This is a genomic window from Streptomyces sediminimaris (assembly GCF_047049295.1).
GTDB classification, from domain to species: domain Bacteria; phylum Actinomycetota; class Actinomycetes; order Streptomycetales; family Streptomycetaceae; genus Streptomyces; species Streptomyces sediminimaris.
This window is the reverse complement of record NZ_JBJWOT010000001.1, coordinates 2558055-2570867: the sequence shown is the minus strand read 5'-3', so window position 1 is coordinate 2570867 and position 12813 is coordinate 2558055. Positions and strand designations below refer to the sequence as shown.

The following is a 12813-nucleotide window of genomic DNA, read 5'->3' as shown; positions in this document are numbered from 1 at the left end:
GGGCCTACGGCCCGAGGTACGGCCCGAGGAGGGACAGGTCGCCGAGCAACACGACGAGCGGCTTGGCCGACGTGGCGACCACACAGGCGAGGAGAATGAAGAAGGCGCCGCGGAAGTGGGCGCCGCCCTCGCCGGGTTCACCGCGGTTCAGCTGGATGGCCATGTTGATGCCCACGACCATGATCCCGAAGACGCCCGCGGCCGAGACGCACCACGCGAGGAGGTTGATGATCACGCCGGCGTCGGCCGGCGGGCTGTAGGAAGCGGCGGCCGGGAAGCCGGCACCCGGCAGCGACGGGGTCATGACGCGGCCTCCTCGCTGTGGAGTCCGCTTCCGGTGAGCTCGGCGAGCCTGTCGAGCTGTCTCGGCAGGACCTTCGGGGTTCCGCCGGTCCGCCAGGCCGGTATCCATGGCACTCGGTGCACCCGCGCGACCGAGCGCAGAACCCGGATACGGCGCAGCAGTGCGAGCGGCAGCCGGCCGGGGGCGTCCGCGACGAGGACCACGGCCAGCAGCTCGACCCCGTGCGGGGCGCGCCCGTCGTTCAGTGCGCCCAGTGCCTGGGACACGGACCTGAGGCCGCGCGCGCTGGTCCGGCCGACCAGCACGACCCGCCGCGGCTCGCCCCGGGACGGGTCGGGCCAGCGGGCCCCCACGTCCACTCCGCCGAGCACCTCGACCAGCGAGCTCACCCCGGCCCCGCCGTGCGCCTTGACCCAGCCGACCTCGTTCCGCGACCTGCCCCGGGCCGCCGCCCTGGGCCGGCGGGGCTCGCCCCAGGCCGGCTCGGTGGAGGGCGCGGCGGACAGGCGACGGCTCCGCGGCTGCGGCGCGGACCGTACGGCGGTGTGCGGAGCGCTCCGGTCGGCGGTGTGCGCCGGCACGGCGGCGCGGGGCGAGGCGGGCGGGGCGGGGGCCGTTGCGTGCACGGCGGGGGGTGCGGGGGCCGTTGTGCCTACGGCAACGGGTGTGGCCTGTACGGCTGCCGGGGCCGTGGTCCGTACGGCGGAGGCGGCCGTGGGGTGCGCGGGTGGCGCCGGGGCGGCCGCGGCATGCGGGTGTGGTGCCTGGGTGGCGGTGGGGTGCGCGGGTGGTGCCGGGGCGGCGGGGGCCTGCGCCTGGGGCGCCGGGGTGGCCGTTCCGCCGGCGGGTCCCGCCGCCGTGCCGGTCGTGGTGCCTTCAGGGGCGGGGCGCGGAGGCGGGGGAGCGGGTTGCGGGGGTTTCGGCCCCCGGACCCAGCCTCCCTGACCCGTCGGCGTCGCCGAAGGTGTGCCCATGTGTGCCCCGCCCCCCTCTTGCCTCGTACGTCCGCTGTGCTGGCTCATTTGGTTTCCACCGGTTTGAACTAATTCGCTCCCGGGCCCGTTTCGATCTGCCGAGCCCGTCGGACAGCACAACGGGCTGTTCGGCCACGGCGGTTCAAGGCGAGAGGAAGAAGGCGGGCACCCATGAGCGCGGGTACGGGCGAGGAAGGCGACGAGGGCGGGTCGAACGCCGTCAGGAACACGGCCATAGCCGCCGGCGGCGCCGGCTGCATGCTGCTACCGCTCGGCGTGGCGGGCGGGACCGTCCTGATCATCGTCTTCTGCGGGTTCGGTGTGCTGCTGGCCCCGCTGATCGCGATCTACCTGCTCTTCCACAGCATCTTCGGCGGCGGCGGAGGAGGCGGCGACGACCTCCCGGGCCCGAGCGACGCGAGTTCGGTGATGGCCATCTTCCAGGGCGACGGCCACGGCGACCTGGACACCTCGACGGTCCCCGAGGACCTGGTGGACCCGATCCAGAAGGCCGGCCAGATCTGCTCCGCCATCGGCCCGATCGTGATCGCCTCCCAGATCGAGAGGGCGTCCAACTTCGACGCCTCCCTCGTCGGCCCGGACGGCAAGCAGGGCATCTCACAGCTGCCGCCCGACGTCTTCACCAAGTACGGCAAGGACGACGACGGCAATGGCAAGACCTCCGCGCTGGACGCGGAGGACTCGATCATGGCGCAGGGCCGCTACCTGTGCGACCTGGCCGACCAGGCGCAGAAGATGATCGACGCCAACGAGGCCACCGGCAGCGTGCTGGACCTCGCGCTGGCCGGCTACGACGTGGGGATGGACGCCGTCCGCGCGGCCAAGGGCGTGCCGCAGACCGCCGAGGCGCAGGGCTATGTCGCGGCCATCCGCGCCCAGTTCGCCAAGTACGCGGGGGTCGCCGCCATCCCGTCCGGCACTCCCACGCCGACCGGCATCCAGACCTCCCTGCCCACCGCCGTTCCCACCGAGTCCCTGACCCCCACGCCGACCTCATGAGGAGAACGACAGCCATGGCCCGGTTCGAGGTGTACATCTCCGACGAGGGGCTCGCCGCGATCGACGGGGAACCCCTCGTCCCCGCGCCCGGCCAGTCCGTGCACGAGGCCGTTCTGGACCAGTTGCAGCGGTACGCCGTCGCACGCTCCGAGGTCGTCGAGGCAACGGTGACCGACAGCCCCGACACCGGCCACTTCATTCTGGAGGTCTCACCGGACGGCTCCAGCCGCCTGCTCACCACCGGGGATGCGGGGGACGAGGATCCCGAGCCCGGGTACGGGCCCGATCCCGGGTACGGGCCCGAGCCCGCCGCGCCCGAGCCCGCCGCGCCCGAGCCGGGAGCCGGTCCGGAGGCGGAGCCGGGAGCCGGCTCGGAGGCGGTGCCGGAAGCCGGGCCCGAGGCCGTCGCCGGTTCAGGGACGGGGGTGACCTCTGATCCCGGTCAGGTCGTCGCCGGTTCAGGGACGGGGGTGACCTCTGATCCCGGTCCGGCCGTCGCCGGTTCAGGGACGGGGGTGACCTCTGATCCCGGTCCGGCCGTCGCCGGTTCAGGGACGGGGGTGACCTCTGATCCCGGTCCGGCCGTCGCCGGTTCAGGGACGGGGGTGACCTCTGATCCCGGTCCGGCCGTCGCCGGTTCAGGGACGGGGGTGACCTCTGACCCCGGTCAGGTCCTCGCCGGTCCCGGGCCAGTCGTCGTCACCCGCCCCGGCCCGGTGGTGGCCGCTGACCCCGGTCCGGCCGTCGTCACTCACCCCGGCCCGGCCGGCCCGGCGGTCGCCGCTGACCCCGGCAGCTCCGGCCGGGCGGTCGCCACCGGCTCCGAAACCGGGGGCGCCACCGGTTCCGGCCCGGCGGCGCCCACCGGCTCCGCCACGGCCGTCGCCACCGCCGTGGCACGGGCCACCGCCGCCGCCCGGGCCGCCGCCCACGCTCCCTCCCACCCACCGGCCCTCTCTCCCTCCCACCCACCCGCCCCCTCGTCCTCCCACGCTCCCTCCCCCGTACCCGACCGCGTGCCCCCGCACGTCCCCGCCGTGGCTCTCCCCGCCGAACTGGCCGGACGGATCAGCCGTATCAACGCACTCGCCGCACGTGGCCGGCTGGACGAGGCGTACGCCCTCGCGACCGAGCTGCGCGAGAGCCTGACCGGCGCGGTGGGTGCCGAGGATCCGCACGCGGTGGAGGCGCGGGCCGTCGAGGCCTACATCGCGCACCTGTGCGGCGACCACCGTGAGGCCATCGTGCTCGCCCTGGCCGTGGCCCGGATCCGGTGCCGTGCGGGGGACCCGCGCGCGCCCGAGGAGGTGGCGCGGGCGGCGGCCGCCTGGCAGTGGCTCGACGACGAACACGTGGCCGTGGCGCACGGGCGTGAACTGCTGCACATGTGGGACCGGTTGGGCCACCGCGGTCTGCTGCCGCCGGCCCACGCCGAGCTCGCCGGACGGATCCGCAGGCGCGTGGACGCTCTGGGGGCACTCGTCTGAGCCCTCTCGCTCCAGAAGCCGGACGACCTGCGCGTATATCGGCGTCATCGCGACGTGGACCGATCGTGGACCGGTCCGTGGACGGCACGTCAAACCGACATGCATCGCAGGTCGCGACACTCCGAGCTCCAGGAGGCCCCGCCCCGGTCCGTGGACCCGGGCGCCGGGCCACACCGAGGAGCAGGAGCACACACCATGAACGTGACGGTCATCGGATCGGCGAGCGCCGTCTCCCCCGAGGAACGGGCACTGCGGGATCTCTACCTGGAACACGGCCCGGCGCTCTACTCGTACGTGCTGCGCATGCTGGGCGGGGACACGCACCGCACGGAGGACATACTCCAGGAGACGCTGCTGCGCTGCTGGAACAAGCAGACCCTCGCCGACAGCGAGGGGATGGCGGTACGCCCCTGGATGTTCCGGGTCGCCCGCAACCTCGTCATCGACGCGCACCGGACCCGCATGGCGCGGCCGGTGGAGATCGGCGGCAACACCTGGCTGAGCGACATGTGCGCCGAGGTGGACGACATCGAGCGGATGCTGTCGTCGATGGTGGTGCAGGACGCCCTGCGGTCGCTGACCCCGGCGCACCGCGAGGCGCTCCGCGCGACGATCTTCGCCGACCGCACCACTCAGCAGGCGGCCGAGGTCCTGGGCGTCCCGCAGGGCACGGTGAAGTCCCGCGTCTACTACGCCCTGCGCAGCCTGAAGTCGGCGCTGGAGGACAACGGCGTGCGGTGAGTGAGCGCCCGGCGTCAGCCGCGCGGCCGCCCCGGTTCCAGCGCGCGCAGTTCGCGCCGCACCTCGTCCGCCGCGGCGTGGCCGACCTCCTCCAGCCGTGCGAGGGCCGCCCTCAGGGCCGTACGCGCGGCGTCGCGGTCGCCGGTGGCGAGGTGGGCGTCGGCGAGGTGGCGCAGCACCTCGGACTCGAGATAACGGTCGCCGATCCCCTGGAACAACCGCGCCGACCGCTCGAAGTGCTCGATGGCCTCCGGGTACTTGGCGAGATGGTGCAGGGCGTAACCGAGGGTGTCCTGCGTCGAGGCCTCGCCATAGGGGTCGTCCAGTTCCTGGTAGAGCACGACGGCCTCCTCGCAGCGGTCGAGGGCCTTGTCGTGCTCGCCGATCAGGATGTACGTCCACGCGACCTGGTTGAGCACACCGGCCTCGCCGCTGAGGTCGCCCCCGGACCGGTACAGCTCGACGGCCCGCGCGTAGTGGTCGAGGGCGGCGGAGCGGCGGTCCGTCCGGTTGCACAGATAGGCGAGCCCGCGATGGGCCCGGGCCTGGCCGTCGGCGTTGCCCGTCGACCGGAACAGCTCCAGCCCGTCCTCCAGGTGCCGCCGCGCCTGCTCCGCGTGGTCGAGCTGGGAGTGCGCGACACCCAGCCCGCACAGTGAGTACGCCTGACCGGTCAGGGACCCCAGGGCCTGCGCCGAGCGCAGGGCCGCGCTGTTGATCTCGAGCAGGTCGTGCCAGTAGCCGAGCCGGTTGAAGTACACGTCCAGGGCCGCGGCGGTGCGCCAGGCGTGGGAGGCGAACCCGTGCGCGGCGGCGTGCGCGACGATCTCGCGCAGGACGTAGCGCTCGGTGCGCAACCAGGCGGTCGCCTGCGCGCGGTCGGTGAACCGCAGCGGCGTGGCATCCGTTGTGCTGGAAGGCAGCGGGATGGTCTCGCGGAACGGGTCCAGGACCATGGAGGCGTGGTGGGCGGTGAACAGGAAGTGGTCGTGCATCCTGAGCAGCGCCGCCCTGCACTCCGGCTCGCTGTCCTCGTCCTCGGTGAGCTCCGCGGCGTAGGCGCGCAGCAGGTCGTGGAAGACGAACCGGCCGGGGACCCGCTCGATGAGCAGGCTCGCGCCGGTCAGCTCCGTCAGCGGGGCGCGCACCTGGCGCGGGGACAGGCCGGCCAGTGCGGCGGCCGCGGCGGTGGTGATGTCGGGGCCGGGGTGCAGCGCGAGCCGGCGGAAGAGAGCGGCCGCTTCGGGCGACAGGGCGTGGTACGACCAGGAGAAGACGCTACGGGCGTCGGTGCCGGAGTCGTCACCGGTGAAGGCGTCCAGACTGCCGTGGTCCTGCCGCAGCTCGGCGGCGATGTCGGCGAGCCGGAAGCCGGGGTGCAGGGCGGCGCGCGCCGCCACGATCGACAGCGCCAGCGGCAGCCGTGCGCACAGGCCGACGATGGCCCGGGCGTCCTCCGGCTCGGCGTCGACGCGTGCGTCGCCGAGCCGCCGGGCGAGCAGTTCGAGGGATTCCTCGGCGGACAGCGGACCCAGGGTGAGCGGATGGGCGCCGTGCCGGGCGACCAGGCCGCTGAGCCGGCTGCGGCTGGTGACGATGACGAGGCAACCGGGAGTGGCAGGCAGCAGCGGTCCCACCTGCTCGGTGTCGCCGGCGTTGTCCAGCACGATCAGCATCCGCCGGCCGGCCAGGACACCGCGGTACAGGGCGGTCTGCGCGTCGAGCCCCTCCGGGACGGCCTGCGGGGCGACCCCGAGCGCCACCAGGAACGTCCCGATCGCCTCGCCGGGGTCCATCCGGGAGCCGGACGGGTCGTAGCCGCGGAGGTTGACGTAGAGGCTGCCGTCGGGGAAATGGTGGGCGATCCGATGCGCCCAGTGCACGGCGAGGGTCGTCTTGCCCGCGCCGGCCATCCCGCTGATCAGACCGATCACCGTGGTCTGCGGCTGCCCCCGGTCGGGCAGCAGCGCGGCGGCTCCCTCCAGTTGGGCCCGGCGGCCGGTGAACGTCAGCAGGTCGGCGGGCAGTTGGGACGGCCGTACGGCACCCTGGCCTCCGGCGGCACCATGGCCTCCGGCGGTACCGGTGACTCCGGCGGCACCGGTGGTGCGCCCGTCGTCCTCGCCGGTCGCGGCGGCACGGTCCGCCTCGTGGTCGGGTCCGCCGTCGGTCTCGGGGTGTGGTCCGCCGTGGGTCTCGTGGCCGGATCTGCCGTGGGTCTCGTGGCCGGGTCCGCCGTCGGTCTCGGGGTGTGGTCCGCCGTGGGTCTCGTGGCCGGATCTGCCGTCCGCCTCGCGGCGGGGTCCGTCGTCGCCCGCGCGGTCCCCGCCCTCGTTGGAGGGCACGTCGGCCCGGACGCCGGCGTCGGGCGTCATACCGGAGGGGCCACCGGCAGGCGGCGCCGTGCCGGAAGGGCCACCGGTGTGCGGCGCCGGTACGGAGCCGCCCCCGGTGTCCGGCGCCGTACCGGAGCCGGCCCCGCTGTCCGGCGCCCGCTGCCGCGGGCGCCGCGTCGGCGTGGGATCGCCCGCCAGGAGTGCGGCGTGCCGGGCGCGCAGCGACGGGCCGGGTTCGATGCCGAGCTCCTCGACGAGGGTGTGGCGGGTGCGGGCGTACACGTCGAGTGCCTCGGCCCGGCGTCCGGCGCGGGACAGAGCGACGAGAAGGAGCTCGCACAGTGCCTCGCGCAAGGGGTGCTCCTCGCACAGGGCGGTCAGTTCGGGCAGCACCCGTGCGTGCTGCCCGAGGTCGAGTTCGAGGCGCAGCCGTGTCTCCAGCACGGCCAGCCGCCGTTCCGCCAGCCGCCTCCGCTCGGCCTCGGCGCGCGGTCCCGGCAGCCCGGCGAGCGGGGTGCCCTGCCACAACCGGAGTGCGTCGCCGAGCAGTTGGACGGCGGCGCGGTCGTCGCCCTCGCCCCGCCGGGTACCCGCTCGGGCCACCAGGTCCTCGAACCGGTCGAGGTCGCTGAGGACGAGGTCGGAGCGCAGGGCGTACCCGGCGCCGAGGGACACCAGCAGGCGCGGTGACGCGTCCGCGGGCCGGTCGGGTTCGAGGATTCCGCGCAGCCGGGAGACATAGGTCCGCAGGACGGAGACCGCGGCGGCCGGCGGGCCGGCGCCCCAGAGCCCGTCCACGAGTTCACCGACACCGACCGCCTGGCCGCGGCGCAGCAGCAGCAGTGCGAGGACGGTGCGCTGCTGGGGCGGTCCGAGCGCCAGTTCCGTCTCCTGCCGCCAGGCGCGCAGCGGACCCAGCAGGGAGAACCGGAACGACACCTTCGCACTTGCGTTCACGCGGAGGACAGTAGCCGCCGGGGTCCCGGGCCGTCAGATCGAACAGCCATTCCAAGACAGATGTACGAGGGTGAACGGAGTTCCCGATCGCCTACCAGGGGTAAACCCTCGAACTGGTGGACGCACCGGGCTCGTTGGGGGCACCGTGGACTCCGCTGTGGTACGGCGCCGACCAGTGGAGGTACGTGCGTGACCGAGTTACGGGCGACCGGGTCCCCCTACGCGCGGGAGTTCACCGATCTGCTGCGGAAACTGAAGAGCCGGGCGGACTGCAGCTACGAGGCGCTGGCCCGCCGGTCGGGAGTGAGCGGTTCCGCCCTGCACCGCTACTGCTCGGGCGCCGGCGTACCCAACGACTTCGATCCCATCGCGCGGTTCGGCAAGGCCTGCGGGGCCGACCCGCGCGAACTCCTGGAACTGCACCGGCTCTGGGTGCTCGTCGACGCCGGCCGAAGACGCGGCACGCCGCGGGGCGAAGGCACCCCGGCCGCCGCCCCCGCGGCCGGCGAACCGGCTGGGACCCCGGCCGCCACGGCCCAGGCCGCCATGGGCCCGGCCGCCACCGAGATGACAGAGCCGCTCGCCGGACGGCCCGGCGCCGGTTCGCCGCAGCCGCTCGCCGAGCGGCCCGCCGCCCACGCCGTTGCCGCGTCGGCGCCCGTGCCGTTCCGCCCCGGGCTGCGGCGGCTGCGCCGGTGGCCGGTTCTGCTCGGCGCCCTGGTCGTCGTCGGGGCGACGGTGGCGGTCGCCGTCCTCCTCACCGGCGGGCGTCCGGCAGGTGCCGACGACGCGCCGAACCGTCCCCTTCTGAGCACCAAGTGCCGTTTCGTCGCCATGGGACACCAGGACGGCTGCGTCCGTGAACTCCAGCTCCGGCTCAAGCAGGCGGGGCTCGACCTCGACGTCGACGGCGCCTTCGGCCCCATCACCCAGATGCGTGTCGTCGTCTTCCAGCTCCTCGCGGGGCTGGAGCCCAACGGGTCGGTCGACGACAGAACCAAACGCGCCCTCTACTCCGGCAAGGTCAAGGCGCGTCCGTGGTCACCCGCACGGGTCGACCGGCGGGTACGGGAAGTCTTCACCGAGGACCCGGACCGCGCCAGCGGCATCGCCAAGTGCGCCTCGAACCTGGACCCGCTCTACAGCCTGGGCAACACCAACGGCACCCGTAACTGGGGGGTGTTCCAGCTGTACGACGGCACCCTGCGCGAACTGGGCGGCACGCCCCGCAAGGCCCTCGACCCGGAGTGGAACATCCGGGCCGCCCACCGTCTGTGGGCCCGCACCCACGACTTCCGCGCCTGGCCGTCCTGCGACAAGGCCTACGAGGCGGGAGTGGCCAAGTCGGGCGCCTCGACGGGACCGAAGGGGGCAAAGGGACCGAAGGGGCAGCCGACGTCCTGACCGCGTCGCCTTCACCGCCACCGGCCGTCATCCCGTCCACCGTCCCAGGCCGTCACGTCGCCGCTGGTGAGAAGGGGTGAGACAGCCCGCTGTCCCGATGTCCCGCAGATCGTTGGCCGGGCCGCCCGTACCTGCCATCGTCCTCTTCCGCCGCCCGCTGCGGGCGGCCCCGACGGGACGAAAGGGCGTACCGCGATGGGCGGTTCACGGCATTGGGCGGTTCACGGCATTACGGCGGACGGCCCCGCGACCGGACCGTCCGCCGTCCGCTGCTCCGGCCACTCCGTGACGACGTGATCGGCCGACCCGTGACGACGTGATCGGCCGCCTCGTGACGACGGGATCGGCCGCGCCTCAACGACGCGATCGGCCCGCCCCGTCAGGGCGCTCCGGGCACGCCGCCGGCACAGGTGATCCCGTGCCGCGTCGTGTTCCGCCTCAACCAGCCAAGGAGAACAAGCACTTGAACGCGAAGACCAAGTTCGGCGCCGCACTGGGCGGCACGGTCCTGACCGTCGCCCTGGCCGTCACCGGAGGCACGGCCTGGGCCGCCCCCGGCTCCTCCACGGCCTCCGCCACCGCGGGCTCTGCCACGGCCTCCGCCGCCGTGGCCAAACTGCACCAGGCGGACGCCGCCAACCGCCTCCGCAACGCGGGGGTCGGCTGGTCGTCCAGCGGCAACTGCACCAACCGCAACAACCCCCACTGCACGTCCTTCGAGCAGATCAACCTCGCGACCGTACAGGGCGCCATCACGCTGAAGAACGCCAGCCGCTGCGCGCTCACCATCACCGGAGGCACCGAGACGGGCCACGCCTCCGGCACGTACAGCCACTGGAACGGCTACAAGCTCGACTTCAACCCGACCACGTGCCTGAGCAACTACATCACCGGCGCCTTCACCTACATCGGCAGGCGCGCGGGGGACAACGCCCCGCAGTACCGGGCCGCCTCCGGGAACATCTACGCCCGCGAGAGCAACCACTGGGACGTCCTCTTCTACTCCTGCGGCTGCTGAACGCCCGCGCCCGCGAAGACGGAAACCGACGCACCCCACGTCACCCCCCACTCCGACGACCAAGGACATTCCGCATGTTCGGCAACCGCAGTACTCCCGGCCACCGCCCCGCCACCCGTCCGCGCCGGCGCCCGCGCCGCGCGGCCCTGGCCACGGCCGCCGCCTCCCTGCTGGCCGCGGCGGGCCTCGCGGCGCTGCCCGCCGCGCAGGCCTCGGCGGCGACGTCGGCACTGTGCTCGACCACGCTCAGCCAGGGCGCGAGCGGCTCGTGCGTGTCCGCGCTGCAGTCCAGACTCGACCAGCTCGGCGCCCACCTCGCGGTGGACGGCGCCTTCGGCCCGGCCACCCGCAACGCCGTCGAGGCGTTCCAGGGCCGTGCCGACCTGGCCGTGGACGGCATCGTGGGCCCGGCCACCCGGGGCCGCCTCAACAGCCCCGGATCGGTGAACCTGAACACCCGCTCCGCCGCGCAGATCGAGACGATGATCCGCCAGACCTTCCCCAGCAACCTGGAGGACAAGGCGGTCCGGATCGCCCGCTGCGAGTCCGGCCTCAACGAGATAGCCGTCGGCCGCAACAACAACGGCTCGCGCGACTTCGGCGTGTTCCAGTTCAACAACGGCGGCACGCTGCAGTCCTACCTCGGCACCACGTCACGCGCCCTGGACGCCCCCCAGAACATCGCCGCCGCCTACCGGCTCTACCAGGCCCGCGGCTGGCAGCCCTGGACCTGCCGCAACGCCTGACGTCCCGACCGGCCGCGGCCTGTCCGCGCCGGGCTCCCCTCCCCGGACGACCCACGACCGCGGTCCGGCGCCGCCCGCCGGCCCCCCCCGGCGGGCGGCGCTCGCGTCAGGCCGCGGGGGCCGCCTCCAGTGGGTCGCTCGGCGAGGGCGGCCCGTGCCGTGAGCCAAGTGACGTGATCGTCAGTCACCGGCGGCGGAGGACGCCCCGAGGGAGCGTGCCGTGACCCCCGCCAGGTGGCGGGTGAACACCTCGCGGGCCTCGGGGGTGAGCGTGCGCAGAGCGACCAGCGCGGTGATCACCACGTCGCAGAGCTCGCCCTGCACGTCCTCCCAGGTGTGGGTCACCCCCTTGCGCGGGTTCTGCCCCGTCGCCCCGATGACCGCCTGCGCCACCTCGCCGACCTCCTCGGAGAGTTTGAGCACGCGCAGGAGCAGGCCCTCCTCGCCGTCGTGCCTGCGGTCGGCGTCCAGCCAGGTCCACAGGGCGTCGACGGAGGACCAGAGGTCGGGACGGGGAGAGGTACGGCCGTGATCGGTCATGGGCGGAGCCTGCCCCGCCGGCTCACTGCCCGAACAGCGCCTCCTCTTCCTCGAACAGCGCCTGCAACGACACCTGGGGCGAGATGCGTACCCGGTGGGGCTGCACCATCGACGACGACGGCCGTATCTCCCGCTTCGAGACCGGGCAGGCGTGACAGCGGCGCGCGAGCCCTTGCGCTGAAGTGCGCTCCAACTCCTAGCGTTCTCGTCCATGGAGACCATCAGGACTTTGGGACGCGGCGGGGCAGGGGTAAGCGCTCTCGGCTTCGGCTGCTGGGCGATCGGCGGTGAGTGGTCCGACTCGGACGGACAGCCGCTCGGCTGGGGCAAGGTCGACGACGACGAGTCCGTTCGGGCGATCCACCGTGCCCTCGATCTCGGGGTGACCTTCTTCGACACCGCCGACACCTATGGCGCCGGGCACAGCGAGCGGGTGCTGGGCCGCGCGCTCGGCAAGCGGCGCGCGGACGTGGTCGTCGCCACCAAGTGGGGCAACCTCTTCGACGAGCGCACCCGCGTCCGCCACGGCGAGGACGCCTCCGTGGAGTACGTCCGCACGGCGCTCACCGCCTCCCTGGCCCGGCTCGGCACCGACTACGTCGACCTGTACCAGCTGCACCTCTCCGACGCCGACCCCGATCAGGGTGCCCGACTGCGGGACGTGTGCGAGGAGTTGGTCCGGGAGGGGCTGATCCGCGCCTACGGGTGGAGCACCGACGACCCCGCCCGCGCCGCCGTCTTCGCGCGGGGCGCGCACTGCGCGGCCGTGCAGCACGCCCTCAACGTGTTCCAGGACGCCCCCGACATGCTCGCCCTGTGCGAGGAGTCGGACCTCGCGAGCATCGACCGCAGCCCCCTGGCGATGGGGTTGCTGGCCGGGCGGCGCCGGGACCGGCTGGAGGCCGGCGACATCCGCAGCAGGCCGCCGGCCTGGCTGCCGGGCTTCGGCGAGGGCACCGGCGCCGACCCCGACTGGCTCGCCCGCGTCGACGCGGTCCGCTCCGTCCTCACCAGCGACGGCCGTACGCTCGCGCAGGGCGCCCTCGGCTGGATCTGGGCGCGCAGCCCGCGCACCGTCCCGATCCCGGGCTTCCGCTCGGTGGCCCAGGCCGAGCAGAACGCCGGCGCCCTCGCCAAGGGGCCGCTCAGCGCCGGGCAGCTGGCCGAGATCGACCGGATCCTCGGACGGTGAACGGCCCCCGCGGGTGCACGGCCCGGCAACTCCGCCTCCGTCATTTCCCGGCCTTTGTCATGTCGTGGCCTCCGGCATTCCCCGGCTTCGGTCT

The 12813-nt window shown here is 73.9% G+C and carries 11 protein-coding genes and 1 pseudogene; 8 read left to right on the top strand and 4 right to left on the bottom strand.

Going from position 1 to position 12813, the window contains the following annotated elements; genetic code table 11:
- Positions 1–4: 4 nt before the first annotated feature.
- Together ACJ9NR_RS12065 and ACJ9NR_RS12060 are read right to left on the bottom strand one after the other, a co-directional pair.
- Positions 5–304, bottom strand: a complete 300-nt coding sequence (locus ACJ9NR_RS12065; RefSeq protein ID WP_412487539.1) for a hypothetical protein — start codon at positions 302–304, stop codon at positions 5–7.
- The gene (locus ACJ9NR_RS12060) at positions 301–930 is read right to left on the bottom strand and encodes a DUF6668 family protein (protein ID WP_412487538.1); all 630 of its coding nucleotides are present in this window, start codon (positions 928–930) and stop codon (positions 301–303) included. Before ACJ9NR_RS12060 ends, ACJ9NR_RS12065 begins: the two co-directional genes overlap by 4 nt.
- Before the next feature lie 519 nt (positions 931–1449).
- Here ACJ9NR_RS12060 and ACJ9NR_RS12055 point away from each other — a divergent pair.
- The 3 genes from ACJ9NR_RS12055 to ACJ9NR_RS12045 all read left to right on the top strand — a co-directional run bounded on the left by ACJ9NR_RS12055 (position 1450) and on the right by ACJ9NR_RS12045 (position 4526).
- Positions 1450–2298, top strand: a complete 849-nt coding sequence (locus ACJ9NR_RS12055) for a lysozyme family protein (RefSeq protein WP_412487537.1) — start codon at positions 1450–1452, stop codon at positions 2296–2298.
- Between the two features lie 14 nt (positions 2299–2312).
- Positions 2313–3785 carry a hypothetical protein gene (locus ACJ9NR_RS12050; RefSeq protein ID WP_412487536.1) on the top strand — a complete coding sequence of 491 codons (1473 nt, stop codon included), beginning with the start codon at positions 2313–2315 and terminating at the stop codon, positions 3783–3785.
- A 195-nt stretch (positions 3786–3980) separates the two neighbouring features.
- Complete coding sequence (locus tag ACJ9NR_RS12045) at positions 3981–4526, top strand: sigma-70 family RNA polymerase sigma factor (RefSeq protein ID WP_412487535.1); 546 nt, start codon at positions 3981–3983, stop codon at positions 4524–4526.
- A gap of 14 nt (positions 4527–4540) precedes the next feature.
- Here ACJ9NR_RS12045 and ACJ9NR_RS12040 read toward each other — a convergent pair whose 3' ends face one another.
- The gene (locus tag ACJ9NR_RS12040; RefSeq protein WP_412487534.1) at positions 4541–7819 is read right to left on the bottom strand and encodes an AfsR/SARP family transcriptional regulator; all 3279 of its coding nucleotides are present in this window, start codon (positions 7817–7819) and stop codon (positions 4541–4543) included.
- Between the two features lie 189 nt (positions 7820–8008).
- On the opposite strand from ACJ9NR_RS12040, the gene ACJ9NR_RS12035 reads away from it, so the two are divergent.
- The 3 genes from ACJ9NR_RS12035 (at position 8009) to ACJ9NR_RS12025 (ending at position 10987) form a co-directional block, all read left to right on the top strand.
- Positions 8009–9223, top strand: coding sequence for a helix-turn-helix domain-containing protein (locus ACJ9NR_RS12035; protein WP_412487533.1), 1215 nt, complete (start codon positions 8009–8011; stop codon positions 9221–9223).
- Between the two features lie 463 nt (positions 9224–9686).
- Positions 9687–10241: a hypothetical protein gene (locus ACJ9NR_RS12030; protein WP_412487532.1), complete on the top strand. Its 555-nt coding sequence runs from the start codon at positions 9687–9689 to the stop codon at positions 10239–10241.
- 74 nt (positions 10242–10315) lie between these two features.
- The gene (locus ACJ9NR_RS12025; RefSeq protein ID WP_412487531.1) at positions 10316–10987 is read left to right on the top strand and encodes a peptidoglycan-binding protein; all 672 of its coding nucleotides are present in this window, start codon (positions 10316–10318) and stop codon (positions 10985–10987) included.
- A 180-nt stretch (positions 10988–11167) separates the two neighbouring features.
- Here ACJ9NR_RS12025 and ACJ9NR_RS12020 read toward each other — a convergent pair whose 3' ends face one another.
- Entirely contained in the window at positions 11168–11527 is a 360-nt protein-coding gene (locus ACJ9NR_RS12020; protein ID WP_412487530.1) for a MazG-like family protein, read from the bottom strand.
- Positions 11528–11592: 65 nt separating this feature from the next.
- Here ACJ9NR_RS12020 and ACJ9NR_RS12015 point away from each other — a divergent pair.
- Positions 11593–11682, top strand: a pseudogene (locus tag ACJ9NR_RS12015) (nuclear transport factor 2 family protein); the annotation flags it as partial.
- Positions 11683–11738: 56 nt separating this feature from the next.
- The gene (locus ACJ9NR_RS12010; protein WP_412487529.1) at positions 11739–12719 is read left to right on the top strand and encodes an aldo/keto reductase; all 981 of its coding nucleotides are present in this window, start codon (positions 11739–11741) and stop codon (positions 12717–12719) included.
- The last annotated feature ends 94 nt before the right edge of the window (positions 12720–12813 follow it).

What these genes read in the sequence shown, in the direction of transcription:
- ACJ9NR_RS12025 (WP_412487531.1), top strand. Translation starts at nt 10,316, where the DNA reads ATGTTCGGCAACCGCAGTACTCCCGGCCACCGCCCCGCCACCCGTCCG.
- ACJ9NR_RS12045 (WP_412487535.1), top strand. Translation starts at nt 3,981, where the DNA reads ATGAACGTGACGGTCATCGGATCGGCGAGCGCCGTCTCCCCCGAGGAA.
- ACJ9NR_RS12020 (WP_412487530.1), bottom strand. Translation starts at nt 11,527, where the DNA reads ATGACCGATCACGGCCGTACCTCTCCCCGTCCCGACCTCTGGTCCTCC.
- ACJ9NR_RS12065 (WP_412487539.1), bottom strand. Translation starts at nt 304, where the DNA reads ATGACCCCGTCGCTGCCGGGTGCCGGCTTCCCGGCCGCCGCTTCCTAC.
- ACJ9NR_RS12050 (WP_412487536.1), top strand. Translation starts at nt 2,313, where the DNA reads ATGGCCCGGTTCGAGGTGTACATCTCCGACGAGGGGCTCGCCGCGATC.
- ACJ9NR_RS12010 (WP_412487529.1), top strand. Translation starts at nt 11,739, where the DNA reads ATGGAGACCATCAGGACTTTGGGACGCGGCGGGGCAGGGGTAAGCGCT.
- ACJ9NR_RS12055 (WP_412487537.1), top strand. Translation starts at nt 1,450, where the DNA reads ATGAGCGCGGGTACGGGCGAGGAAGGCGACGAGGGCGGGTCGAACGCC.